Consider the following 23,403-nt stretch of genomic DNA (forward strand, 5'->3'; position numbering starts at 1 on the left):
ATTTAGGAAAAATAGTAATTTTATATCAAAAATCGCACTATTTTGCTAGTAAAATCCTAAAAAAAGATACTTTTTTGAACTTTTGTATTATTATAAAGGTATATTTGTTGTTGTTTTTATAGCTAAAAAGCAAAAAAAGTGAAGAAAAAGCTATAAAAAACTAAAGAAAACTAAAGAGAAAACTTAAAAAGTTAAAAAGAAAAACAGTTAGGAGGTAATATTATGGCAACGAAAAGTTTTGATAGTAAATTTCAAGTAAATAATAATTCTTTTGATTGTTTTCAAAAAGTACTTTCTAGCGATAAGATAACAATTTTAAATTGCACTAAAAAGGTTAGACCCTTGAATAAAGTGGAAGTTTTAGAGCGCATGAAAAATGCAAAAAAATAGTGATATCGATTTTGTTAATACGAACATACCGGATTTGATTGAACTTTATGGAGAGAGTGTCGTAAATGATATTCTCTCCGATTTTTCTTGTCCTAAGAATAAAGACGTAGCTTATTTTTTGAAAAATAAAGCTTTAACAATGGAGAAGGCTGATTATCGTGGGTCTAGAACATATTTGATAGGGTTCTTAAATGATGAGGGTGGATTCAACTTATGCGCATACTACACGTTAGCTAATAAGCCTTTTGAATTAAATCCCGACTTGAGCAATAGTAGGAAAAAAGAGCTAAGAGGCAAATACAGCACCACACCAAATGCTGTTTCGGCTGTGTTGATTGGCCAATTGAGTAAAAATTTCAACCATGGCTATGAGTATTTATTATCTGGAAGGGATCTGATCACTTTAGCCATAAACAGTATGAAACCCACATATGATTCTGTGGGGCTTGAAATAGTTTTTTTAGAGTGTGAAGACACTCCAAAATTAAGAAGATTTTATGAGGATACTGGTTTTGAACTTTATGTCGATAAGGACGGTAAACCTATTAGATCGTTACATGGCGGTAATAACGAATCGGAGTTATTGATATATTTTGCAAAATATAAAACCTTAAAAGTGAATTTACCTTTATAAAATTATGTAGACACCTTTGTAGGTGTCTTCGAGTGTCGATAAAGTCAGAAAAGGCTTGTCGGCACTTTTTTGCATTCACATCTTTTTGTGACTTCCTCTATATTCGATACTTTCCTCTCTTGTTTTGGCATAATTAAGGGGTTCATTATGATGACGAAAAAGGATTCAAAGCAATAAGAAATGGTAGTAGTAATATTAGAAGACTTAGTTCCTCAAGATCATATCCTTAGAAAGATTGATAAAGCAATTGATTTATCTTTTGTGTATGATCGTGTACAACACTTATATAGTGACATAGGAAGACCAAGTATTGATCCTGCTGTTTTAATTAAATTAGCTATTGTAGATAAGTTGTTTGGTTATCATAGTATGAGAAGAACTCTAAATGAAGCAGAAGTTAATTTAGCTATTCGTTGGTACTTTCTTTACGGCATAGAAGAAAAGCTTCCTCATTTTTCTGGATTTTCAAAAACATATAGTTGCAAGTTCTCTCAATTAATTGATATTACAAATAAAAAAGGAGAAGTAGTTTGTCAAGATACTATCTTTGCGGTAATATTTGATGAAGTATTATCAGTGACGATGGATAAGAACTTCTTATATCTAGAACATATTTATATGAACTCTACTTATATCAAGGCAAACTCAAATAAAAAGAAATTATCAAGATGAATTGGATGTAGAGATTGATAGTCTTTGTTCCAAGAATGACTACAGAGCCCCAAAACCTTTAGAAATAAAGGGAAATAAAAATAATGAAGATAAAGCAACAAAAATGGGAAAGAAAGATTTTCAGTATGATGAATATAAAGAAAATAGCGTTTTGGAGCCAGTGGGCGTAGAGAAATCTATGTCATTTTTTATATATGAGAACAAATGCGATAAAAAAGACCATCAACTATAACCTCTCTCTAAAAAAGAGGGGGGTATTGTCAACTGTCTGATACCCTTATTTTATAAGGGCTTTTATTTTGCTTTTTTTATTTTTGCATGAATTATTTTAAAAAAATTAATCAAGTAGTTTTTCCATCGTATTCCTTTTTTTAGAGAATACGTTAGCTTGATTTTATAAATTACTAGAAAGTGATATAGTAATAATAAATAAGGGATTTATCCTCTTAGCAACATTTATGAATATGCTTGTTAATAAAACCTGTTTCATCAAGAAATAGGTTTTATTGTATTGGAAGGTTTGGTTCAAATTATGAAATCATCACAAAGTAAACTGCTTTTATGATATGATATTTATATTAATTGATGGTAAGAAAGAGGATATTATGATAGATACTAGATATGCAACAAATGAAATAAAACTAACTGATCAAATACGTATCTTACGTAAAAATGGAGAAAAAGTTAAGTTAGGTAGTTTAATATTGGGAACTACTTATACGTATCAAAAAGGGTATGGTAGAGCGTTAGAATGTATATGTATATTTGGTACTAGAGAAGTGGTAGTAAGAGATGATTTATATTGCATTCAAGATGGTGAAAATTTTACATATGCATATAAAGATCCTAAAGGAAATATATCTCTTTATGCAACAGATCCTTTTAGTAAAGATGTTTTTCAATTGTTGTTTTTATGTGCTAGTGAGTTAAGCTGTAATAAAACAATAAATGATATTGTGTCTAAGTTATATATTCATTCTCTATCAATAGGGTGGAATGATGTTTGGGATGCTTTTCACCAAGAAGATGCTATTGAATTAGCAGCTCTATATGTAGAGTATATAGAAGAAATGATACAAGATGGACGCTTTTATTGGATAAAAAAACACGAATTGTTTAGTAAAGATTTTAAAACAGGAAAAACAAAACAAGCACCTGATACTTCAGGTATTCTATTTCAAGAAAGAGAAGATTTATCACATCTAGCTATTTCTTATACAAAAGAAGACTTGAATCAAATGCCAACTTATTTAATTGATTCTATTCAAGATAATATTCAATTTTACCAAGCAAATAAAGATACACTTGATAAAAATGCAATCCAAGTTATTAAAGCTTTTGCTGGGGACTATGTATGGGCTGCAGGCTATTATGGACCTTCTGGAACAGGAAAAACAACGACAGCAAAATTAATTGCTGGAGCATTATGTTTACCAATTATCAAAGTAACGGGAAGTAGAAATATTGATGAAGCTTATTTGTTTGGAAAATATATTTTAAAAAATGGGGATACTGAATTTAGTTATGGACCTTTATCTTTAGCAATGAAGCATGGTGCGCTCTTTTTGTTTGATGAAATTAATATGATAGAAGGTGATGTTTTATCTTCTTTAAATGATGTTTTAGAAATGAAAAACGGTAAAAAAATACTAGAAAATGGAGAACAAATTACTGCCCATCGGGCATTCCGTTTTATTGAAACAATGAATATTGGATATGCAGGTACAAATGATATAAACTTATCTCACAAATCACGTATTCAATTAAAAGTAAAAATATCGAAACTAAGCATGGAACAAAATATACAAATCGTCTTAAATAATTCATCAATCAATAGAACAACTGCTAAAAAAATGATTCCTTTTATTGAAAAAGTAAATGATATGATTAATGAAAGTGGAAATGAATTTGCACAAAGAATTGATATTCGTAACATTATTAACTGGGCTAATTTAAGTGTGGCATTAGATAATGACTATATTCATGCAGCTATTCCAACTATCGTTGCAGGCTTACTAGAAGAAGATATCACAATAGATAATAGTGAATTAGAAGACATCTTATTATCAGACTCATTAGCTAGTAATGTTATGTCACAAATTATCGATACAATGAAATAGGAGGGGATATAATGGGTTCACTTTTTCTTACAAAACAAGATCTTGAAAAATATCAAAGAATCATGAACAAATATGCTCCCTATCCTACAACATTAGAATTCCTAGATGATTATAAAACAACAAATTTCTCATTTGTAGATAACAATCAAGCAAAAGTTGTAATATCAACATTTGTATCTGAACCTTATTCTTTTCATGATAATGAAAACGGGAGAGAATTGTTTCATGATGGGATTGTTTTTCATGAATTGGCACATCTTTGTTATACTGATTTTGCAGCTATCATAACTTATCACATGCAAGAAAAGTTATTGCTTGAAAAACTACAAGAAAAACATGATGCTTACTGGCAAGATGAATCTATGAAACCATCTTATCAAAAAGCTTTTATAGAACATTATTATTTTTTAAAAGAATTACAAATATTTAATAGTTTAGAAGATGGAGCAATAGAACATTCTTTTTACTTACAGTTTCCAATTTTTAGTAATCGTATTATTTATGCTAGAAAAAAGCTAGTAGAATATGAAATACTTGAAAACATTTATACAAAACAAAAAGGATTACCCGTACTCCTAGAAGCAATTCATCATTACTGTACCTGTTTTTATAAACAAAAACAGGCTCCTAATGAATTAGAAGGGCATCCTAGTCATCAAGAAATAAAGTCTAAAATCATAGAAGCTAGATTATATACTAAAAACACAAAACAAAGAATCTCGTTAGCAAAAGAAATTGCACTTCTCATAAAAGAAGAAATTGAAACAGAAGCAACTATTTTCTTTGAAAAGAATTATAATCATCGTTATGGTGAAATGGAAAAATTAACAGGTAAAAATAATGAATCCTTACCCGGAAACCGACCAGAAGAAATGAAAAACAAAAAAGAAATAGATCCAACAAAAATCAAAGAAGTAGAAGAAATGCAAGAAACAAAACAACAAGAAGAATATATCGATTTAGAAGAGGAATATACCGATACTTCAAAGATGCAAAATATTGTTAGGGTAACAGTTAGTGAGGAAAGATTATCTAGAGAACTACCGATATTTACTCTAAACAGAAAAGAAGAACTGTTAGTAGAAGCAAAACAAAATGCCTACTTAGTCCAAAAAAGAATTGTTCATAAAAAGAGAACCTATTTTAAAAAGAAACTGGATTATGGAAGCAGATTAGATACAAAACAACTATATCGAGGTAAAATAGATGGTAAGATCTATCAAATATCTAAAAAATCAAAACAAACAAATGTAGTTGTATCGATTTTAATTGATTCATCCTTCTCTATGCAAGGAAAAAGACAAAAAGAAGCAATAGAAACAGCATATAAATTAGGTGTTATGTTTCAAGATTTACGGATTCCTTTTTGTATTAATGGTCATAGTGTAGGAGATGATGATATCACAGACTTTGTACAATATGTTGCTTATGATCAATGTCGCCAATCAGGAATATTAAATGAATTATTTTATTTAAACACAAAAGGATTCACACATGAGTATATTGCTTTAAAACATAGCTTAGAAAATTTATCAAAACACAAAAGAGGAACACAAAAAGGTTTGGTTATTGTAATTAGTGATGCTGAAACAGAAAGTAAGCTGGAAATACAGACACTTTGTCAACGCTATAAACGTTTAGAAAATATTGATGTGTTGGCTATTGCAGTAGGGAAGCTGGGAGAAGTAGCACAAACTTATGAGAATTATTTATATTTACCAACAACCAAACATTTCTTTTTGGAATTGGTTAAAGAATTTGAAAGATTATCTATTTAACACATTAACTTAATATAAAATTGATAGAAATGTTACTTTTAAAAGAGTAAACTTATTTTGTTTGAAAAAGGAGATAATGATGGAAAAAAATTTTAAACTTACTAAGTTGGAAAAAAGTTGGATTTTATATGATGTAGGGAACTCTGCTTTTACGTTATTGATTTCAACGATTTTCCCAATTTATTTTGATGTTTTGGCTTCAAGTGCGGGAATAACTTCAGAACAGTATTTAACATATTGGGGTTACGCTATTTCGTTCGTAACGATTATTGTGGCATGTAGTGGACCGATTTTAGGAGCTTTGTCAGATCGAGGTCCTTTTAAAAAAAGATTCTTGTTGTCGGCAGTTGTTATTGGTTGTATATCAACCATTGCTTTAGCAATCACTTCTTCATGGGTGGTGTTTTTACTTGTTTTTATGGTTGCAAAAGTAGCATATTCATTGAGTTTGATTTTTTATGATTCAATGTTGGTTGATGTTACGGATGAGTATAGGATGGATAAAGTATCTTCATTTGGATATGCTTTTGGTTATATTGGAAGTGTTCTACCTTTTGCAGTAAGTATTATTTTTGTTTTATTTTATGAATCTATGGGACTATCTTTCCAAATGGCTATTTTCATAGCTTTTTGTATTAATGCGTTATGGTGGTTTGTTATGACTTTGCCTATTGTTAAACAATATAAACAAAAATATGTTGTTCAAGAAAATCATGCGAGCTTTATTAAAGTGTGGCAAACATTGAAAGAAATAAGTGAAAATAAAAAAGTATTCTTTTTCTTGATTGCCTTCTTTTTCTATATTGATGGAGTATATACGATTATTGATATGGCGACAGCCTATGGAACTGCATTAGGGTTAGATAGTACAGGATTATTATTAGCTTTATTAGTTACTCAATTAGTCGCTTTTCCTTTTGCTATATTATTTGGTCGTTTATCTCAAAAATATGATAGTGAGAAACTTATTTCTATTTGTATATTAAGTTATACAGGAATTGGTTTTTATGCAATTTTCTTAAACTCACAATTTCAATTTTGGACACTTGCTATTTTAGTGGGAATGTTCCAAGGTGGAATTCAAGCTTTATCACGATCTCATTTTGGTAAAATTATTCCTGAAGAAAAGTCAGGTGAATATTTTGGTATTTTAGATATATGTGGTAAAGGTGCTTCTTTTATTGGCACAATGTTAGTTAGTTTTGGTACCCAAATTTCTGGTAATATGTCCGTAGGTGTTAGTGTTATAACACCATTGATTTTTATAGGATTCTTATTCTTTAGAAAATCTACCAAAGTAATATAATGCCAGCTAATTATTCGCATTATCAATTTGGGCAAGAAGTGTATCACTTATTAGAAAACGAAACTATAAAATCGATAATAAATAATCATTATGATCTTTACTTAATCGGATTACATGGACCAGATATATTATTCTATCATCAACCACTAAAGAAGAATAAAATAAAAACAAAAGGATATAAAATGCATGATCAAGAAGCTTTTGATTTCTTTACAAAGGTAGTCTTGAATACTGATGCAACAAGAGCATATATGTTTGGCTTTTTATGTCACTTTGTTTTGGATAGTACATGTCATGGTTATATTAACGAATGTGTTGAAAAAACTGGACGATCACATTATCAAGTAGAGGCTGCTTTTGAAAAGTATTTAATGATATTAAAACATGTTGAATATTTAAATTTAAATACAGCCAAACATATTGTGCCAAACAATGAGAATTATCAAATAATTGCTAGTGTATTAGAAGTGGAAGAAATAGCTATTGAAAAAGCACTAAATTCAATGATTTATTATCATAAACTATTGGTTCCAGGTAGGTATAAAGATAAAATCATTCGTTTTGCTCTCACTATTTCTAGACATGGAGAATTAAAGGGGTTAATGTTAGGCCAAAAAACAATGGCTGTAGATCAAAAGAATAATATAGATATTTATGAGCTTTATAACCAAGCAAAGCCAATTGCTATTAGGTTGATACAAAATTATGATGATTTCTATCATGGTGTTGCATTATTGGATGATTACTTTCATAAAAATTATGGATAAAGGAGTGTAAACTCCTTTTTATTTGTGTATAATAATAAAAAGAAATGGGGGAATACAAATGAAGTATCGTTATTCAAATCGAATTGAAAAAGCAAAAGCATCTGCAATTCGAGAAATATTAAAAATGATGAATGATCCAGAAATGATAAGTTTTGGTGGTGGAAATCCAGCAGTTGAAACATTTCCGATTGAATCATTAAAAAATATCTCAAGTCGTCTTTTTGAAGAAAGTCCGACAAAAGTATTAGAATATGGTATTACGGAAGGTGATATTGATTTAAGACAAGAGGCTTTACAATTCTTTTCTAATAAGGAAGATATTAAAAAAGAATATGATCAAGTTTTAATTACATCTGGTTCACAACAAATTATGGATTTTATTGCCAAGGTATTGTGTAATGAGGATGATAAAGTAATCTGTGAGAATCCTAGTTTTTTAGGTGCTTTGAATGCTTTTAAAAGTAATGGAGCAACACTGGTAGGATGTGATATTGAAGCAGATGGTATTAATTTGGAACAAGTAGAAAAAGCTTTACAAAGTGATGTAAAGCCAGCATTTATATATACGATTCCTAATTTTCAAAATCCAACAGGGATTACTATGTCTTATGAAAAAAGAAAAAAATTATATGAACTAGCATGTAAATATGAAGTACCTATTTTAGAAGATAATCCTTATGGTGATTTAAGATTTGAAGGACAAGCAATCCCATCAATCAAATCAATGGATGAAGAAGGAATTGTTATTTATGCAGCTAGTTTATCTAAAATAATAGCTCCTGGTATGCGTGTAGCGATGTTGTTAGCGCATCAAGATATTGTTGGTAAAGTAACAGTTGCTAAACAATCCAATGACGTTCATTCAAATGCATGGTCACAAAAAGTAATGGCTAATTTTTTACATGAAACAGATATGGCAGAACATTTAAAAAAATTACAAGCAGTTTACAGTCGTAAATGTGCATTGATGTTATCAAAAATGGAAGAATGTTTTGATGAAGCAGTTTCATGGACAATCCCTGAAGGTGGGATGTTTATATGGGTAACTTTACCAGATACAATTTCAATGTTAGAATTTGTACAAGAAGCAATCAAAAACAAAGTAGCGGTAGTTCCGGGTAATGCGTTTTATAGTGATGATTCTATTCCTTGTCAATCATTTAGAATGAATTTTTCAATGCCTAGTGATGAAAACATCATCAAGGGTGTAGAAATATTAGGGACTCTTAGCAAACAAATGAACAAATAAAAAAGTACCCACATGGGGTACTTTTCATTTTAGAAATTATTGAGCAGCAACGTTTTGTGCTTGTGGTCCACGATCAGATTCAACAACGTCGAATTCAACTGCTTGACCTTCTTCTAAAGTTTTGAATCCTTCAGCTTTAATTGCAGAGAAGTGAACAAAGATATCTTTGTTATCTTCATCAGCAGTGATGAATCCGAATCCTTTTTCTTGGTTAAACCATTTTACTTTACCTGTAGCCATTTTGGTACCTCCTATAATTTACGCAAAAAGAGATACACTTTATGTTTTTAATATCACAGTATTGGATTATTACATAAAGCGCAAATACAACTCTCGAATACTTGTGATAATTGAAAATTATATTGAAACTTTTGCATCCCTATTGTATCATAGTAGTAGATATAAAGCAAATTAATTATGTAAAAATTAAGTATTGTGTGTTTCTTGTTATGTTAATAATTTAAAACCAGAGGAGGTTACTATGCCAGTAATTAGACTATCAGTCAATCGAAAACTTACTTTTCAACAACAAATTTCCATTAAAAGAGAGTTAGGAAAAATCATTGAAATTTTGCCAAACAAAACAGAAGAAAAATTAATGCTTCATTTTGAAGAGAACCAAGTTATGTACTACAAGGGGGATGAAGAACCTTGTTCTATGACAGAAATCACTTTATTCCAACAATCACCATTAAAGGAAAAGAAAGAGTTTATCGAAGCTTATTCTAATATGCTGACAACGATCACGAGAATCCCAGCGGATCGACAATATGCTTGTTTTCATGAACATGAGAACTTTGCGAAAGGACCAATGTTCTTATAACAATCTTGTAAAAAAGATTGTTTTTTTATTTGTATAGTTTTTTTGGTATGGTATAATTAATTGTCATGGAGGGAAAGAAATATGCTAATTTTAGATAAAGAAATAGATAGAATTATTTCAAATAATAGAACGAGATTTATTGCTTCTAGAATCGCTCACAGTGAAGAAATTGCTGAAATATATGTTACTCATGATTTATCAAGAGATGTATATATTATTCGTTCTAAAGTAGTTGAGCGTGATCAACATATTTGTTATATCGAAATTGATGCTCAAAATAAAGTGATTTATTATGATTGTCAATGCTATTTTTGTGACTCATTTAGTGCATGTGCTCATGTTGGAGCAACGTTATATTTACTGCAAGAATTATCACCAAATAGCTTTCCTTTTCATTATAAAAATGATGTGATAGAACGTCAGGAAGCAAGAAGACAAGCCTGGTTAGAACATCAAAAAAAGATGGAGTTAGAAAGAAGGCGTGAACTTGCAATTTCAAGACAAAGTGAATCAAGAGAATTCATTCATTCTTTTTTTCCTAGTATTGAAATACCTAAAAATATAAATAATATGGAATTATTTATCTCTGGTGATTTCAATCGACCTATCCCTGCCTTGAAGTTTCAAGTAGGAGATAAAAAGAAATATATTATAAAAGATTATCGTTCTTTTTTATTAAATATAGAAATGAAAAAAGAAGTGGCTTATGGTAAAAAATTAAGTTTTATACATGATTATGAATGTTTTGAACCTGAGTCACAAAAAATAATTGATTTTTTAAGAGAAATTAGTGTTTTTCCAGTTGATCAATATGCATATGAACGCGACAAACTAGTGTACTTTACAGAAGATACTGTCGATTTGATATTTGATTTTTTAGTTGATTTAGAGGATAGTTATTTTGATTTTGGTATATTAGAACAAACTTTAAAACCAACCATTCATTTTGATAAGGAAAGTGAATTCTATAATATATATAGTAGTATGGGTGAAGAAAATAGTGAAATGATTATTGGAAATAAATACTGCTATATAGTTGATAATTATACGATGAAAAGAATTATTTTTGGTCATCATGAAAAAACATTTAGGCTATTTAAGAAGTTATATTTTGAATCAATTTATTTATTAGAAGAAGATAAAGAATCTTTTAACCAGTTTGTATTATCAGATATCTTGGATTCAGTAATTGTTAGTGGTATGGAGATAACTCCATCGAATGACTTTGAATGGAATAGAGAGTTATATGGTGATATGGATGAGAATGGTGATATTTCTATGCTGTTAAAAACACACTTACCAGATGGGACAATCATAGAAGGCTATGATGTTCCAATGGAAAAACGCTCTGCAACATTACAAACTGTTATGAATCATTTAGACAGCTATAGTGATTATAAACAAAAGGGAATTTATTATTTTGATTCTAATAAAGAAAAAGGATACGAATTTGTACATGCTCATTTACCAATGTTAGCACCTTATGTAGATATATATGTAAGTGATGCTATTGATTCATTGAAACAAGCAAAAAAAGTTTCTTTCCAAGTAGGTGTAACAATTAAGAATGATTTATTAGAAATTGATGTTGATTCAATAGATATTCCAAAAGATGAATTAGAGGCAGTTCTAGATACTTATAAACGAAAAAGAAAATATCATAAATTAAAAAACGGACAAGTTATTACCATGGATTCAACAGGATTTAATAATTTAGAAGAAATGTTCACAAAATATGATGTAAATATGAAAGATTTTCATGATGGAAAAACAAATATTCCTATGTACCGTGCATTTTCTTTAGAAGATGCAAATAATTCAAAATATTTGCAATATAATCGTAGTGAAACCTTTAAAGAAGTTATGAAAAACTTAACAGAAACCAAAAAAGAAGAACTAACTATTAAAGATCAATATATAAATGTACTTAGAGAATATCAAACAGCAGGAGTGCAATGGTTATATACGTTACAAAATTATCATTTTAATGGTATTTTAGCAGATGATATGGGATTAGGAAAAACATTACAGGCTATTGCATTATTAGATAGTCATCATACAGGGACCTCTTTGGTAATTGCACCAGCTTCATTGTTATTAAATTGGCAGGATGAGGTTCAAAAATTTGCACCAGATTTACATATTGAAGTTATCCATGGATCCAAACAAGCTCGTAAACATATCATTTTGCAATCTATGAATTATGATATCCTTATTACTTCTTATGATTATATTCGTCGAGATGTTGATTTATATCAAGATATTCAGTTTGAATATGTTATTTTAGATGAAGCCCAATATATAAAAAATCCAAAAACAAAGAATGCTCAGTCTGTTAAAAAACTAACTTCAAAACATCGACTTGTTTTAACAGGTACACCAATTGAAAACTCTTTAGCAGAATTGTGGTCTATTTTTGATTTCTTAATGAAAGGTTATCTATATTCTTATAGTCATTTTCAAAAGAACTTTGAAATACCAATAGTGAAAGAAAAAAATCTAAAAGTACAAGAAGAATTGAAAAAATTAATTACTCCTTTTGTATTACGTAGAACTAAAAAAGAAGTTTTAACAGAATTACCAGATAAAATAGAAAAAACAATTACAATTGAATTCAATGATGCACAACATAAACTATATCTTGCTAATTTAATGCAGGTTAATGAAAATTTACAAACACAACTTAAGGTTGATAATGTAAATAAAATACAGATTCTTTCGATGCTAACAAGATTACGACAAATATGTTGTGATCCAAGATTAGTTTATGAAAATATGGATTATACATCTAGCAAAATGGATGCTTGTTTAGAATTGATCGATACATTAAGGCAAAACAATAAGAAAATCTTATTATTTTCCTCTTTTACTTCATTATTGGACTTACTTCAAATAGAACTTGATAAAAGAAATATCTCTTATTGTGTATTAACTGGTAGTGTTGATAAAGTAAAAAGAAGAGAATTGGTAAATAAATTCCAAGAAGATGATACAACTATTTTCCTTATTTCTTTAAAAGCAGGGGGAACAGGATTGAATCTTACGGCTGCGGAAGCTGTTATTCATTTTGATCCTTGGTGGAATGTTTCTGCCCAAAATCAAGCAACAGATCGTGCTCATCGAATTGGTCAAAATAATGTAGTAGAAGTGTTTAAGCTAATAATGGATGGTTCTATCGAACAAAAAATAGCAGCCCTCCAAGCTCAAAAGAAAGATTTAGCAGATGCATTTGTAGAAGGGAATGAAGGCTCTATTAGTGCAATGACTTCTCAAGATATTATTGATTTATTTCAACCCTAGAACTGGTTTATTACTGGTTCTTTTTTTCTTTCTTTTTTTTAAAAAAGTTCTTTACAAAGTGTTGTGATTACTATATACTAAATCTTGCAGTAACGATGGCGGTTGTGGTGAAGTGGTTAACACATCAGATTGTGGCTCTGACATTCGTGGGTTCGATTCCCATCAGTCGCCCCATTTTAAAATGACGAACAGTAGATGAATAAATCTACTGTTTTTATTTTGTTTTTATGCGAATTTCCGTGAGGTTGTTTGGTGGAATCGTTATAAATGCGATTACCTTGTCTATATAATCTTTTCGATTGTTTTTTGCAATCTGTCCTATTGTTAAAACCCGTCCTGCAGCTAGTAGGGCTTTTTTTTGTTGTAGGATCTTTTTTTGTTCATTGTAGAGTGGAGTAGTGAGAATAATGTATTGTTCGGGATTATATGCTCCTAGGACGTATTTTTTTTTTATCTTTGATAGTTTCATAGTATAGTTTTTATATTCTCTTTCTAAAGCAATTAAAGTATTATCAAAATTTGTGATTTCTAGTTCCCGACTATCGATTTGTATTATTATCTTATTTTCGCTAATAATTGATTTACAGGGCTTACACTGATAATAGTGATATTTGTTGCCTAGATGGTTTGTTCCATGCGTACAGGTCATTATATTGCCACAAGAGCAATATATCTTCCCTGCAAATAAATAATTAGATTTCTTACGTATTTTTTTGTTAAGTATTTTTTGTGCTGCATCATATTCTTCTTTTGTAATGATGGCTGGTACTATGGCTTTATATACTTCTTTTTTGTACGTTAATTTTCCTGTGTAGCGTTCATTTGTCAGAATACGTCTTATAAATGTTGTCGTAAATTTCGACTTGTTATGAGTGATATTGAGCATTTTACTGATGTCTTCTAGCTTTGTGTGGTTGATAAATTGGTGATAGATTGATTGAATCACTTCCTTTTCTTTTGTAACGATTACTAGTGTATTATCTTGGCTTCTTCGATAACCATACATCATTTTGCCACCATAAGGATACTTTCCAGATCTAGCAACTTGAACTAATCCATCATTTGTTCGTTCAATTATTTTTTCTCTCTCATATTGATTTACAGCCATTTTGATATTCGTACTAAACCTTCCTGATGCGGATAGTATCGATATATCGTCATGAATACATTAAATAGATATATTATTTTCCTGCAGTAAATTCAAAAACTGTATACCATCACTAATATTTCTTGATATTCTTGAAAAATCATATGCAACTAGGTAATCAATTTGTTGTTCATTGATTTGTTGCATGACCTGTGTTATTCCTGGTCTTGATAGAGATGATCCGCTATAACCATCATCTATAAAAAATTGAATTTCTTTAGATGATTTTATTAATTGATTGACTTTGCAGTAGCGAAGTATCTGATCTTTTTGCATTTCGATAGAAACACCTTCCTCTGCTTGTTTTACTGTACTCACTCGTACATAACCGATAATATTCATTGTTCCACTAACATAGATTATTCTATGCCCTCTCTTTTTGTTTTCATGCATTATACAATAAAAAAAAGACTGATTAACAGTCTTTATGAGCGGATAATATCTAATAAGTCACTAAAGTAATAGCGTTTATTACGTTTTTGTTGGGAAGGGAAGATAATCTCTAATTCAGTAAGTGTTTGAATATAGGTACGGATAGTTGTTTCTTTAATACCTGTTTCTTTTGAAAGTGTCTTACAAGTGAATATTGGTATTTGAAAAATAGCATCTATAATTTTATCCGTATTTAAACTATTTATTTCTGCTTTTAATTTTTTATCAACTACACTTCTTAATGATTCTAGCTGATCTATAAATTGAATGTCTCGTTGACATTGTTTAGAAATACTGTCTAGGAAAAACTTAATCCATTTGCTGTAACCCACAGATGTGTTTGCTCTTGTACCTTGAAGGTAATTATAATATTTTTGTTTATTTCTTTCTAACTCTTGGCTTAAAAAGAAGCATGGAACCTGGATTTCATGTTCTTTAAAAAGATATAGAGGGATTAACACTCTGCCTACACGACCATTTCCATCTGGAAAAGGGTGGATTGTTTCAAACTGAGCATGGATTAGGGCTACCTTGATAATAGCGGGTAAATTTAGTTTGTCGAACTCCTCTTCATTCATATATCTTTCTAAGTTTCCCATTAGATCAGGAACATCAATTGCTTTTGGTGGTGTGTGTTCTCCAACTTTGTTTTGCTGATGACGAAACTCACCGGCTTGAAAATTTGAATTTTTACGAATATCTCCACTTAGTAATGTATGATGCAGCTGCTTAATATCCTTGTTTGTAATAAGCTTTGTTGCAGTTACAAAGCGAATACCCTGGTCTAAAGCTTCTTTATATCGTTGTACTTCTTGTACATCTGATGAACTTTTTGTGGTAGTTGTATCAATGTCAGATTCATACACTTCATCAATAGTAGTGTGTGTTCCCTCAATTTTGGTAGAATAGAAAGATTCTGTTTGAATTAGATGTTTAAATGAATACATAGCACTAACTTTATTGCTAGATAGTTTTGTATCTAATTTTGCTAAAGCTCTAGCTGCTTCGCCATATTCGTTGAAAAAACTAGCTGTATCAATTAACTCTTTATTAAAAGGGAATTTTATTGCATCAAATGGAATTGTCATTGTTAATTCCTCCTTACTTTAGCATAGTATAACACGTCTTTTTATCTCTTACAACATATTATTGTATGTTTTTTGTAGTATAAATATCATTTTACATGTATATTATACTCGATATAGTAAAAAATATACTATACCGAGTATAATAAAAAAGACTGCAAAACAGTCTTTGGATAAATTATTTATTTTTACTATCATCATTATCTTTTTTTGGACTCTGATCATGTAGTATTGCAACTTGTACTTTTGGTACATTAGGTTGTGCTTCTGGATTATTATAATACGATCTTTTCTTTTTTAGTTTATTTTCAGTGTAAATCTTTTTTCTATGAAGATATGCATACCAGATATTCATACAGTTAGCAGCACGATCATCTACATCTTTACAATCGATACGAGAAAAGCAAACACCAGATACATTCACAGTAAGAGGATTGTCTTCGACTATTTCTTCTACACGACCTAATGATATATTTGCTCCACCTTTGTTTTCTACTAAAAAATATTCACCAATTTGGATGTCTCGAAAAGGGCATAAAAACAGATATTCTTTTTGTCCTGGTCTAATAGGTAGACGAATGTTTCTTTTATATTTTATTTTTACTAATGGCATAATTATTCCTCCCAATAAATATATTCTACCATGAATTTTAAAACCGGTATACTAAGATTCCAGAAGTTTAGTTTTACATAATAAAAAAGACTGTTTAACAGTCTTAAAACAAATCGCTATGTGTACCTGTTCTAGTTAAATATAGAATCACTTCCTCGTTTGAAATTTCATAAACAAGCAACCAATCAGGGGTAATGTGACATTCTCTACACCCAACATAGTTACCGATTAAAATATGATCTTTGTATTTTTCGGGTAAAGATTGACCACTTGCAAGTAAATCAACCACCTCTGCTAAAAGAGATATGTTATATCCTCTTTTTTTTGCTAGTTTCAAATCTTTTTTGAACTTTGTTGTTTGAACAAGGTTGTATTTACTCATCTTCTAATTCCTCTAGTATCTCGTTGAATGAAGAATATAATTTTTTATTCGGATTTTTTTTCAACTGCTCTACTTCTTCGATTGCTTGAATAGTGTCAATATTTGGAGTTCCTAGTTTAATAACGTTTTGCATATAACGCACCATATTCCCTTTCACATTTTCGCCATTCGCTGATACGATACTCTTATAAGCATTATAAACAGCACGATCCATTGTAAATGAACAAGTGATTGAATTATTATTCTTTTCCATAATTTCCCCTCCTTAACGTACTTAGTTTACTTAGTAAACTATGTTATATACTCAGTATATTCTTTTTTGACTTTTTTGTCAATGATTTGCAGAGTGATACAAAGATAAAGGCATTGCTATTTGGAGACTTTTGTAAAACTAAAACATTAGCACAAACTGGAAGTATACCCAGGACAGTTTCTAATACATTATCAACTTCGTTTATATGAAAATGTGAAGGGAGATATGGTATAATCTATTTTGAAAGGACGTGTTATATGTGGATGTAACAGTAATTAGAGATGAATTAGTAGAACAGATGGAATCAAGGTTTAAAGGAAATATTTATCATTGGTCACAAGTTGTCTTTTCTTATAATTCTAATAAGATGGAAGGGAGTAGGCTAACTGAAGATCAAGTAGAAATGATTTTTAATCAGGGTTCTGTGATAACAAAGGAAATGGAAGTCTTAAAATTGGATGATCTTACAGAAGCTAGAAACCATTTTCAATTAGTTGATTTTATGCTACAGCATATTGATGATCCTATTTCAAAAGAAATGATGATAGAAATGAATGTCATTTTAAAAAGAAATACTTCAGATGAGTTAAATCCAAGATACAATGTAGGTGGCTTTAAGGTGATGGAAAATATAATTAGTATGTTCAATGTGATTGAAACTACTGCACCTGCAAAAGTAGATGAAGAAATAGCAAAATTGATTGATAGTTACAATACGATAGATAGTCCAGGAATAGAGGATATTATTCATTTTCATGTTATGTTTGAAAGAATACATCCGTTTGGAGATGGGAATGGTCGTGTAGGAAGAATGATTATGTTTAAAGAGTGCTTAAAACACGAAATAGTACCTTTTATTATTTCAGACCAAAATAAGGAATTTTATATTCGTGGATTACAAGAATATGATAATGAAAAAGGATTTTTATTAGATACGTGTTTACATAGTCAAGATATCTATGAAACTATGGCAGAAAAATTTTTACCAGATAAACAACAAGATTTAATCAGATAAATGAAGTCTATGCTGCACGCATAGACTTTTTTTAATGGATCAGAAAAAAATTAATGCCGACTTTTTAAATTTAAAAAATCGCAACTTGCACCCTTTCTATTTGGTTTTGATGGGTGCAAGTTTTTAAAGTCAAAGGCTACGATACAATTTCATTGTCTCCTTTTTTAGCTTTTCTCAGTTCCTTCTTAAAGCGAGTTCTTTTTTTGGGTATGTGTAAAGGGGTAGTCCACGCTTTATTTTTAGCGACTTTTTCTTCCGTTCGCAAGGGTAAACGTTGCGTACCGCCCTTGCGAACTACATAAAAAGACATTCCACAGGCTACACTCTTTTTCCACAACTTTTTACGGGTAGTCTTGACTGAAAGTCAAGACTATAAATGATTAGTAATGAGTATACGTATGAGTCATTTGCATAAATCTAAAAACATTTATACTTTAATGAATAAGGATATAGAGGTCTTAAAATTAGTCTGTGATATAGAGTTGCAAGGTGCTACAGAAATTATTGAAAAATTTTTCCTGAATTTGCCCCAGTAGGAATAATCAATTATAAATTTGGTCTTTCTAAAACATTATTTAATGAATGTTAGAAAATAGGGTGATACCTAGTTCTAGGGATCATATTCAGCCTTAAGAAAAGAAAATAATTATGTTCGTTATTTAGGTATTTATACTGATTTAGATGTTCCATATGCACAGATTCAGATTGATAAAATGACTGTACTTGATTATCTTCTAGAAAATTATGATAGACATTGGAGAAACTTTGGTTTCATACGAGATGTTAATTCGTTGGAACAGATAAAGAAGAATGTATTAAAAAAATAAAAATCTTCAGCATATCATATGCTAAAGATTTTTTGTCTAGTTTTATAAGTAATTTATAGAGGAAATAGATTTATGATATACAGAGACTTACTTATAGGTAATTATCATTGCTTTTCGCTATTTTATGTGATATTATGGTAATCCGTTGGCATTCTATGTGAATAAGGTATAATTTGCTAAATATTTACGGTAACAGAAAGGAAAATTTAAAATGAAACTTTATATAAAAACAATCAATGCTTTTTTAATTTTTGTAATGATGATTTCATGTTTATCAGCTATTCAAGCTAGTGCTAGTGAACTTGATCAAAATGCATTTGGGCCATTGCTCCAAGAAGAAATAGAAATCGTAAATGAACTTTATGAAATTGATCCAAATTTCACTTATGAGGGAGAACTTGTTAGTGTCTCAAAAACAACTGAAATTTTGGAAACTCAAAAAGAATATATTCAGAACTTCGATGGAGTTTTGACAAGAGAGGCTAAAGTATGTTTGAATCTATAAAAAAATTTGTTATTTCATGTATAATGATTTATATTGCTTTGTTTTGTATTTTGTTTTTTCTACTTTCATTCCCTGGATCTGATATGCTAGGAGGAACATTTACTTATTTTGGCTTTGTGATTTTATCTTCAGTTATACTACATACATTCGATAAAAAATAAAAATAATGATCTGCACGCATCTGTTAAGCTTGTAATTGCAGTAACCTTTTCAAAAGAGAGGACACTAGAAAACCTTCAGCATATCGTATGCTAAAGGTTTTTTTATGGTCTATTAAAGACATTTTAAATAACTAGTCCCAATGTAAAGTATAAATCTAAAAAAGTTGGTTTCAAGCATGGTTTTGCCTATCTGTTTTTTTGATTATTTTTTATAATCCGTCGTATTTTCAAGGGTGCTTTGAAGTATGGGGTATGCTTTTGAGTCGGATTAATGTAATGCTTTTTGTAAAAAAATAAAAAGGGTATATAAAGCCTTTCATAATACATGTTATTGATATGGGTGTGTTGATCGATTCATGTTAGTGCGGGAGGTTGTTCTAATCCTAATGTTTCTACTGAACCAATGTCTTATGAACAAGGATGGAAACGTAATTTAAGTAAAACAATTAAAGAAACTGGGGATATTCCTGTGATGGCTTGTTGGGTTATACAGCTACGAGAATATGCTGATTGTGGAAGATAATCTAGATTTCGTTGTATTAGGACACCCACACTTGGCAAATCCGATTGGGTAAATAAAGCAAAAGCGGGTGATTCATTAGCAATTAGACCATGTGTTTCATGTATGCACTGTGCAGAAAAACTAGGTGTAAAAACACAAATATCTACAGAGTTGATGGAAATCACAAAAGATAAAATATTTGTAGATGGTGGTGTTGAAGATAAGGAAATAGCTCGTGATATGGTTGTCTTATTTTTAGGGGTTAGAACTGATTCAGTATTAATTGATAGTTTTAAAGAGGCGTGTGATAATGTTTTGGTAGTAGGAGGTGCAAATAAATCAGGTAGAGTTTCAAATGCAATATGTAGTGCATTTGAACAAACATATTTCTTCAAATAGGAGGAGAAAGAAGATAAATTTTTCAGTAGGTACAAAATCAGGAACATTACTTACTAATGAAAAAGCAAAAGTAGCTAAATTATCAGGTGAAATACCTGATGAAATTGTACAAGCAGTAGATGTAGATTTAAAAACATTATAATCTAAGCACCTATCTTTGAACCACACCAATCGTTAGCAGATGTGGTTTTTACAAATAATGAAAAGGTGTTTTCAAGAGAGTGTATTATGTATATAATATTTTGTATAAGAAGGCGAGGATTAAATATGAAAAATAGAGAATTTCCTAAATTGGGGGTACAACCATCAATGTTAGGATTTGGTTGTATGAGATTTCCAACTAACAAAGATGGAAGTATTGATGAGGCAGAATCGGAAAAAATGATTGATAAAGCAATGAGTGAAGGAGTTACTTATATTGACACTGCATTTCCTTATCATGATGGCGATAGTGAGCCTTTTGTAGGAAGAGTTTTAAAAAAATACAATAGGGAAGATTTCTTTTTGGCCACGAAATTACCTATTTGGCACATAAAAAGCAAAGAACAAGCAAGAGAAATATTTTTTGATCAATTAAAAAGATTAGATGTAGAATATATTGATTTCTATTTATTACATGCATTAGATCAAGGAAAATGGGATACCATTTTAAAATGTGATATTCTTTCTCTTGTAGATGAACTAAGAGAAGAAGGGAAAATTCGCTATATTGGATTTAGCTTCCATGATGAATATCCTGTTTTTGAAGAAATTTTAAATTATCGTGATTGGGATTTTTGTCAATTACAATTAAATTATATGGATATGGATGTACAAGCTGGTATGAAGGGCTATGAACTTGCAGAAAAACGTGGAATACCAGTCGTTGTTATGGAACCAATCAAAGGAGGTTCTTTAGCAGAATTACCAGAAGATATTACGGAAATGTTTGCAAAAGCAAAACCTGATGCAACATTATCATCTTGGGCATTACGCTATGTAGGAACATTACCAAATGTTAAAGTGATTTTAAGCGGGATGTCTACCTATGAACATGTATTAGATAATCTAACGACTTTTAATAACTTTGAAATGTTAAACCAACAAGAATTAGAATTAGTACAAGAAGTTGTAGGTATATTAAAATCGAGAACACAAAATGGATGTACCGGGTGTGGTTATTGTATGCCTTGTCCATTTGGGGTTGATATTCCAACTAATTTTAAATATTGGAACAATGCACATGTATATGGACAACATGAAAAATTTAAAGATAAATTAATTTCTATGACAGGTAAAACAGCAGATATTTGTAAAAGTTGTGGTGCTTGTGAAAAAATGTGTCCACAACAAATTAAGATTATTGATGATCTAAAGAAAGTAGTAGCCTATACTACAGCTTAAAGCAACATTCGTTGCTTTTTTTATATCCTAATAAAATCAAAATAAATTAATCTTTCTATTTGACAAAATAGATTTCTTTGTATAAAATAACGGTAATTACAAAGAAAAGAAAATAGTACAATAAATTATTCTATTTAGAGAAGGCTTGGTTGGTGAAAAAGCTGATAGACATAATATTGGAATACATCTTGGAGTAGAGTGTTGAAACAATAGTAGGCACCTCCGGTTACAACCGTTATATTGTGCGAGTATGTAAGTACTCAGTGAGGTTTATATAGTGATATATAAGCGAATTAAGGTGGTACCGCGATAACTCGTCCTTATGATTAGGATGAGTTTTTTATATTTTAAGGGGGAAAGAAAAATGATTATCGTAATGAAAAAAGAAGCAACAGAATTAGAAATCAAACAAATGGAACAAACAATTATAGACTTAGGTTGTAATGCTCATATTTCTAAAGGAGAAATTGTAACAATTATTGGAGTTGTTGGTGATACAACAAAAGTAGATCCAAAACAAGTAGAAGTATTGCATTCAGTAGATAAGGTAATGCATGTTAGTGAACCTTATAAACTAGCAAATAGAGCAATGCACCCAGAGAATTCTATTATTGATGTAGCTGGTGTTAAAGTGGGAGGAGAGAACTTAGCTTTAATTGCAGGACCATGTTCAGTAGAGAGTGTAGAACAAGTGGTAGAAATAGCAAAAGCAGCAAAAGCTGCTGGAGCAAATATGTTACGTGGTGGAGCATTCAAACCAAGAACATCACCTTATGCATTCCAAGGGATGGGAAGTAATGGATTGGATATTTTAGTAGAAGCAAAGAAAATCACAGGATTACCAATTGTATCAGAATTAATGGATGCCAGTTATATTGAAGAATTTGAAGAAAAAGTAGACTTAATTCAAATTGGAGCAAGAAACATGCAAAACTTTGATTTATTAAAAAAATTAGGAAAAGTAAAAAAACCAATTTTATTAAAGAGAGGATTATGTGCAACATTTGAAGAATGGATTATGTCAGCAGAATATATTATGGCTCATGGGAATCCAAATGTTATCTTATGTGAAAGAGGGATTCGTACATTTGAAAGCTATACAAGAAACACATTAGATTTACAAGCAATCCCAGTAGTACAAAAACTAACACATTTACCAATTATTATTGATCCAAGTCATGCTGGAGGAAAATGGTGGTTAGTAGAACCAATGGCAAAAGCAGCAGTAGCAGCAGGGTGTGACGGATTAATGGTAGAAGTGCATAATAATCCAGAATGTGCAATGTGTGATGGACCACAATCATTAAAACCAGAAAAGTATGCAAAATTAATAAAAGAAGTTGGAGCAATTGCAAAGGTTGTAGGAAAACAAATCTAATCTTTTTACAAAAGTCCTTGCTTTTATCTTTAACTTTCTTTATAATAGCAATTGTATGTTAGAACGAAAAGGGGGGAAAAATGAATATGGCAAAAACTGTAGTTAGAGATAACGAGTCTTTAGATGACGCATTACGTAGATTTAAAAGACAAGTATCAAGAACAGGTACCCTTCAAGAAGCTCGTAAAAGAGAATTCTATGTTAAACCAGGTTTAAAAAGAAAATTAAAATCTGAAGCTGCAAGAAAAAACAATAAAAGCAAAAGATAATAAAACTTGAATG

25 protein-coding genes, 1 tRNA gene and 1 other annotated feature are annotated in these 23,403 nt (G+C 30.2%); of the genes, 19 read left to right on the forward strand and 7 right to left on the reverse strand.

Features of this window, described 5'->3' with window-relative positions; genetic code table 11:
- Positions 1 to 222 precede the first annotated feature (222 nt).
- The 9 genes from LRR82_RS02765 to LRR82_RS02805 all read left to right on the forward strand — a co-directional run bounded on the left by LRR82_RS02765 (position 223) and on the right by LRR82_RS02805 (position 8,916).
- The gene (locus tag LRR82_RS02765; RefSeq protein WP_249029973.1) at positions 223 to 390 is read left to right on the forward strand and encodes a hypothetical protein; all 168 of its coding nucleotides are present in this window, start codon (positions 223 to 225) and stop codon (positions 388 to 390) included.
- Positions 377 to 1,024, forward strand: coding sequence for an AhpC/TSA family protein (locus LRR82_RS02770; protein WP_249029974.1), 648 nt, complete (start codon positions 377 to 379; stop codon positions 1,022 to 1,024). The genes LRR82_RS02765 and LRR82_RS02770 overlap by 14 nt, the downstream gene beginning before the upstream one ends.
- A 180-nt stretch (positions 1,025 to 1,204) precedes the next feature.
- Complete coding sequence (locus tag LRR82_RS02775) at positions 1,205 to 1,696, forward strand: transposase (protein ID WP_249029975.1); 492 nt, start codon at positions 1,205 to 1,207, stop codon at positions 1,694 to 1,696.
- Position 1,697: 1 nt separating this feature from the next.
- Positions 1,698 to 1,928 (forward strand): hypothetical protein, encoded by a 231-nt coding sequence (locus LRR82_RS02780; RefSeq protein WP_249029976.1) that lies wholly within the window; start codon positions 1,698 to 1,700, stop codon positions 1,926 to 1,928.
- A gap of 373 nt (positions 1,929 to 2,301) precedes the next feature.
- A complete protein-coding gene (locus LRR82_RS02785) occupies positions 2,302 to 3,816 on the forward strand; it encodes an AAA family ATPase (protein WP_249029977.1) in 1,515 nt (504 codons plus the stop codon).
- Between the two features lie 11 nt (positions 3,817 to 3,827).
- The gene (locus tag LRR82_RS02790; RefSeq protein WP_249029978.1) at positions 3,828 to 5,594 is read left to right on the forward strand and encodes a vWA domain-containing protein; all 1,767 of its coding nucleotides are present in this window, start codon (positions 3,828 to 3,830) and stop codon (positions 5,592 to 5,594) included.
- A gap of 79 nt (positions 5,595 to 5,673) precedes the next feature.
- On the forward strand, positions 5,674 to 6,900 hold the full coding sequence (locus LRR82_RS02795; protein WP_318031844.1) for an MFS transporter: 1,227 nt from the start codon (positions 5,674 to 5,676) through the stop codon (positions 6,898 to 6,900).
- Positions 6,900 to 7,667 carry a zinc dependent phospholipase C family protein gene (locus tag LRR82_RS02800; protein ID WP_249029980.1) on the forward strand — a complete coding sequence of 256 codons (768 nt, stop codon included), beginning with the start codon at positions 6,900 to 6,902 and terminating at the stop codon, positions 7,665 to 7,667. Before LRR82_RS02795 ends, LRR82_RS02800 begins: the two co-directional genes overlap by 1 nt.
- Before the next feature lie 58 nt (positions 7,668 to 7,725).
- Positions 7,726 to 8,916: an aminotransferase-like domain-containing protein gene (locus LRR82_RS02805; protein ID WP_249029981.1), complete on the forward strand. Its 1,191-nt coding sequence runs from the start codon at positions 7,726 to 7,728 to the stop codon at positions 8,914 to 8,916.
- 36 nt (positions 8,917 to 8,952) lie between these two features.
- Here the strand turns inward: LRR82_RS02805 and LRR82_RS02810 are convergent, their stop codons facing one another.
- Positions 8,953 to 9,156 carry a cold-shock protein gene (locus LRR82_RS02810; protein WP_249029982.1) on the reverse strand — a complete coding sequence of 68 codons (204 nt, stop codon included), beginning with the start codon at positions 9,154 to 9,156 and terminating at the stop codon, positions 8,953 to 8,955.
- 241 nt (positions 9,157 to 9,397) lie between these two features.
- On the opposite strand from LRR82_RS02810, the gene LRR82_RS02815 reads away from it, so the two are divergent.
- From LRR82_RS02815 to LRR82_RS02825, 3 genes are all read left to right on the forward strand, one after another.
- Positions 9,398 to 9,739, forward strand: coding sequence for a hypothetical protein (locus LRR82_RS02815; protein ID WP_249029983.1), 342 nt, complete (start codon positions 9,398 to 9,400; stop codon positions 9,737 to 9,739).
- Positions 9,740 to 9,820: 81 nt separating this feature from the next.
- On the forward strand, positions 9,821 to 13,039 hold the full coding sequence (locus tag LRR82_RS02820) for a DEAD/DEAH box helicase (protein WP_249029984.1): 3,219 nt from the start codon (positions 9,821 to 9,823) through the stop codon (positions 13,037 to 13,039).
- A 98-nt stretch (positions 13,040 to 13,137) separates the two neighbouring features.
- Positions 13,138 to 13,213: transfer RNA gene (locus LRR82_RS02825), tRNA-His, on the forward strand.
- Positions 13,214 to 13,253: 40 nt separating this feature from the next.
- Here the strand turns inward: LRR82_RS02825 and LRR82_RS02830 are convergent.
- The 6 genes from LRR82_RS02830 to LRR82_RS02855 all read right to left on the reverse strand — a co-directional run bounded on the left by LRR82_RS02830 (position 13,254) and on the right by LRR82_RS02855 (position 16,951).
- Positions 13,254 to 14,147, reverse strand: a complete 894-nt coding sequence (locus LRR82_RS02830) for a recombinase family protein (protein WP_249029985.1) — start codon at positions 14,145 to 14,147, stop codon at positions 13,254 to 13,256.
- 60 nt (positions 14,148 to 14,207) lie between these two features.
- On the reverse strand, positions 14,208 to 14,528 hold the full coding sequence (locus tag LRR82_RS02835) for a recombinase family protein (protein WP_249029986.1): 321 nt from the start codon (positions 14,526 to 14,528) through the stop codon (positions 14,208 to 14,210).
- A gap of 83 nt (positions 14,529 to 14,611) precedes the next feature.
- Entirely contained in the window at positions 14,612 to 15,706 is a 1,095-nt protein-coding gene (locus LRR82_RS02840; RefSeq protein ID WP_249029987.1) for a Fic family protein, read from the reverse strand.
- A 175-nt stretch (positions 15,707 to 15,881) separates the two neighbouring features.
- Positions 15,882 to 16,316: a hypothetical protein gene (locus tag LRR82_RS02845; protein ID WP_249029988.1), complete on the reverse strand. Its 435-nt coding sequence runs from the start codon at positions 16,314 to 16,316 to the stop codon at positions 15,882 to 15,884.
- A gap of 103 nt (positions 16,317 to 16,419) precedes the next feature.
- Positions 16,420 to 16,698, reverse strand: coding sequence for a type II toxin-antitoxin system YafQ family toxin (locus tag LRR82_RS02850; protein WP_249029989.1), 279 nt, complete (start codon positions 16,696 to 16,698; stop codon positions 16,420 to 16,422).
- Positions 16,691 to 16,951 carry a hypothetical protein gene (locus LRR82_RS02855; protein WP_249029990.1) on the reverse strand — a complete coding sequence of 87 codons (261 nt, stop codon included), beginning with the start codon at positions 16,949 to 16,951 and terminating at the stop codon, positions 16,691 to 16,693. The genes LRR82_RS02850 and LRR82_RS02855 overlap by 8 nt, the downstream gene beginning before the upstream one ends.
- A gap of 259 nt (positions 16,952 to 17,210) precedes the next feature.
- Between LRR82_RS02855 and LRR82_RS02860 the strand changes: the two genes are divergently transcribed.
- The 7 genes from LRR82_RS02860 (at position 17,211) to rpsU (ending at position 23,390) form a co-directional block, all read left to right on the forward strand.
- Complete coding sequence (locus LRR82_RS02860; protein ID WP_249029991.1) at positions 17,211 to 17,966, forward strand: Fic family protein; 756 nt, start codon at positions 17,211 to 17,213, stop codon at positions 17,964 to 17,966.
- Positions 17,967 to 19,004: 1,038 nt separating this feature from the next.
- Complete coding sequence (locus LRR82_RS02865; protein WP_249029992.1) at positions 19,005 to 19,298, forward strand: hypothetical protein; 294 nt, start codon at positions 19,005 to 19,007, stop codon at positions 19,296 to 19,298.
- 786 nt (positions 19,299 to 20,084) lie between these two features.
- Positions 20,085 to 20,360: a hypothetical protein gene (locus LRR82_RS02870; protein ID WP_249029993.1), complete on the forward strand. Its 276-nt coding sequence runs from the start codon at positions 20,085 to 20,087 to the stop codon at positions 20,358 to 20,360.
- On the forward strand, positions 20,317 to 20,502 hold the full coding sequence (locus LRR82_RS02875) for a hypothetical protein (RefSeq protein WP_249029994.1): 186 nt from the start codon (positions 20,317 to 20,319) through the stop codon (positions 20,500 to 20,502). The genes LRR82_RS02870 and LRR82_RS02875 overlap by 44 nt, the downstream gene beginning before the upstream one ends.
- Before the next feature lie 125 nt (positions 20,503 to 20,627).
- Positions 20,628 to 21,743: an aldo/keto reductase gene (locus tag LRR82_RS02880; RefSeq protein WP_249029995.1), complete on the forward strand. Its 1,116-nt coding sequence runs from the start codon at positions 20,628 to 20,630 to the stop codon at positions 21,741 to 21,743.
- A gap of 92 nt (positions 21,744 to 21,835) precedes the next feature.
- Positions 21,836 to 22,068 (forward strand) — a binding site (T-box leader).
- 39 nt (positions 22,069 to 22,107) lie between these two features.
- Positions 22,108 to 23,121 carry a 3-deoxy-7-phosphoheptulonate synthase gene (gene aroF, locus LRR82_RS02885; protein WP_249029996.1) on the forward strand — a complete coding sequence of 338 codons (1,014 nt, stop codon included), beginning with the start codon at positions 22,108 to 22,110 and terminating at the stop codon, positions 23,119 to 23,121.
- An 86-nt stretch (positions 23,122 to 23,207) separates the two neighbouring features.
- A complete protein-coding gene (gene rpsU / locus LRR82_RS02890) occupies positions 23,208 to 23,390 on the forward strand; it encodes a 30S ribosomal protein S21 (RefSeq protein WP_249029997.1) in 183 nt (60 codons plus the stop codon).
- Positions 23,391 to 23,403: the final 13 nt, after the last annotated feature.

The organism is Tannockella kyphosi (genome assembly GCF_021054785.1).
Taxonomy (GTDB): Bacteria; Bacillota_I; Bacilli_A; order Erysipelotrichales; family Coprobacillaceae; genus Tannockella; species Tannockella kyphosi.

Bases quoted from the DNA above. Each gene is read 5' to 3' on its own strand.
- LRR82_RS02765 (WP_249029973.1), top strand. From the start codon at position 223: ATGGCAACGAAAAGTTTTGATAGTAAATTTCAAGTAAATAATAATTCT.
- LRR82_RS02770 (WP_249029974.1), top strand. From the start codon at position 377: ATGCAAAAAAATAGTGATATCGATTTTGTTAATACGAACATACCGGAT.
- LRR82_RS02775 (WP_249029975.1), top strand. From the start codon at position 1,205: ATGGTAGTAGTAATATTAGAAGACTTAGTTCCTCAAGATCATATCCTT.
- LRR82_RS02785 (WP_249029977.1), top strand. From the start codon at position 2,302: ATGATAGATACTAGATATGCAACAAATGAAATAAAACTAACTGATCAA.
- LRR82_RS02790 (WP_249029978.1), top strand. From the start codon at position 3,828: ATGGGTTCACTTTTTCTTACAAAACAAGATCTTGAAAAATATCAAAGA.
- LRR82_RS02795 (WP_318031844.1), top strand. From the start codon at position 5,674: ATGGAAAAAAATTTTAAACTTACTAAGTTGGAAAAAAGTTGGATTTTA.
- LRR82_RS02800 (WP_249029980.1), top strand. From the start codon at position 6,900: ATGCCAGCTAATTATTCGCATTATCAATTTGGGCAAGAAGTGTATCAC.
- LRR82_RS02805 (WP_249029981.1), top strand. From the start codon at position 7,726: ATGAAGTATCGTTATTCAAATCGAATTGAAAAAGCAAAAGCATCTGCA.
- LRR82_RS02810 (WP_249029982.1), bottom strand. From the start codon at position 9,156: ATGGCTACAGGTAAAGTAAAATGGTTTAACCAAGAAAAAGGATTCGGA.
- LRR82_RS02815 (WP_249029983.1), top strand. From the start codon at position 9,398: ATGCCAGTAATTAGACTATCAGTCAATCGAAAACTTACTTTTCAACAA.
- LRR82_RS02820 (WP_249029984.1), top strand. From the start codon at position 9,821: ATGCTAATTTTAGATAAAGAAATAGATAGAATTATTTCAAATAATAGA.
- LRR82_RS02830 (WP_249029985.1), bottom strand. From the start codon at position 14,147: ATGGCTGTAAATCAATATGAGAGAGAAAAAATAATTGAACGAACAAAT.
- LRR82_RS02835 (WP_249029986.1), bottom strand. From the start codon at position 14,528: ATGAATATTATCGGTTATGTACGAGTGAGTACAGTAAAACAAGCAGAG.
- LRR82_RS02840 (WP_249029987.1), bottom strand. From the start codon at position 15,706: ATGACAATTCCATTTGATGCAATAAAATTCCCTTTTAATAAAGAGTTA.
- LRR82_RS02845 (WP_249029988.1), bottom strand. From the start codon at position 16,316: ATGCCATTAGTAAAAATAAAATATAAAAGAAACATTCGTCTACCTATT.
- LRR82_RS02850 (WP_249029989.1), bottom strand. From the start codon at position 16,698: ATGAGTAAATACAACCTTGTTCAAACAACAAAGTTCAAAAAAGATTTG.
- LRR82_RS02855 (WP_249029990.1), bottom strand. From the start codon at position 16,951: ATGGAAAAGAATAATAATTCAATCACTTGTTCATTTACAATGGATCGT.
- LRR82_RS02865 (WP_249029992.1), top strand. From the start codon at position 19,005: ATGAAACTTTATATAAAAACAATCAATGCTTTTTTAATTTTTGTAATG.
- LRR82_RS02870 (WP_249029993.1), top strand. From the start codon at position 20,085: ATGCACTGTGCAGAAAAACTAGGTGTAAAAACACAAATATCTACAGAG.
- LRR82_RS02875 (WP_249029994.1), top strand. From the start codon at position 20,317: ATGCAATATGTAGTGCATTTGAACAAACATATTTCTTCAAATAGGAGG.
- LRR82_RS02880 (WP_249029995.1), top strand. From the start codon at position 20,628: ATGAAAAATAGAGAATTTCCTAAATTGGGGGTACAACCATCAATGTTA.
- aroF (WP_249029996.1), top strand. From the start codon at position 22,108: ATGATTATCGTAATGAAAAAAGAAGCAACAGAATTAGAAATCAAACAA.
- rpsU (WP_249029997.1), top strand. From the start codon at position 23,208: ATGGCAAAAACTGTAGTTAGAGATAACGAGTCTTTAGATGACGCATTA.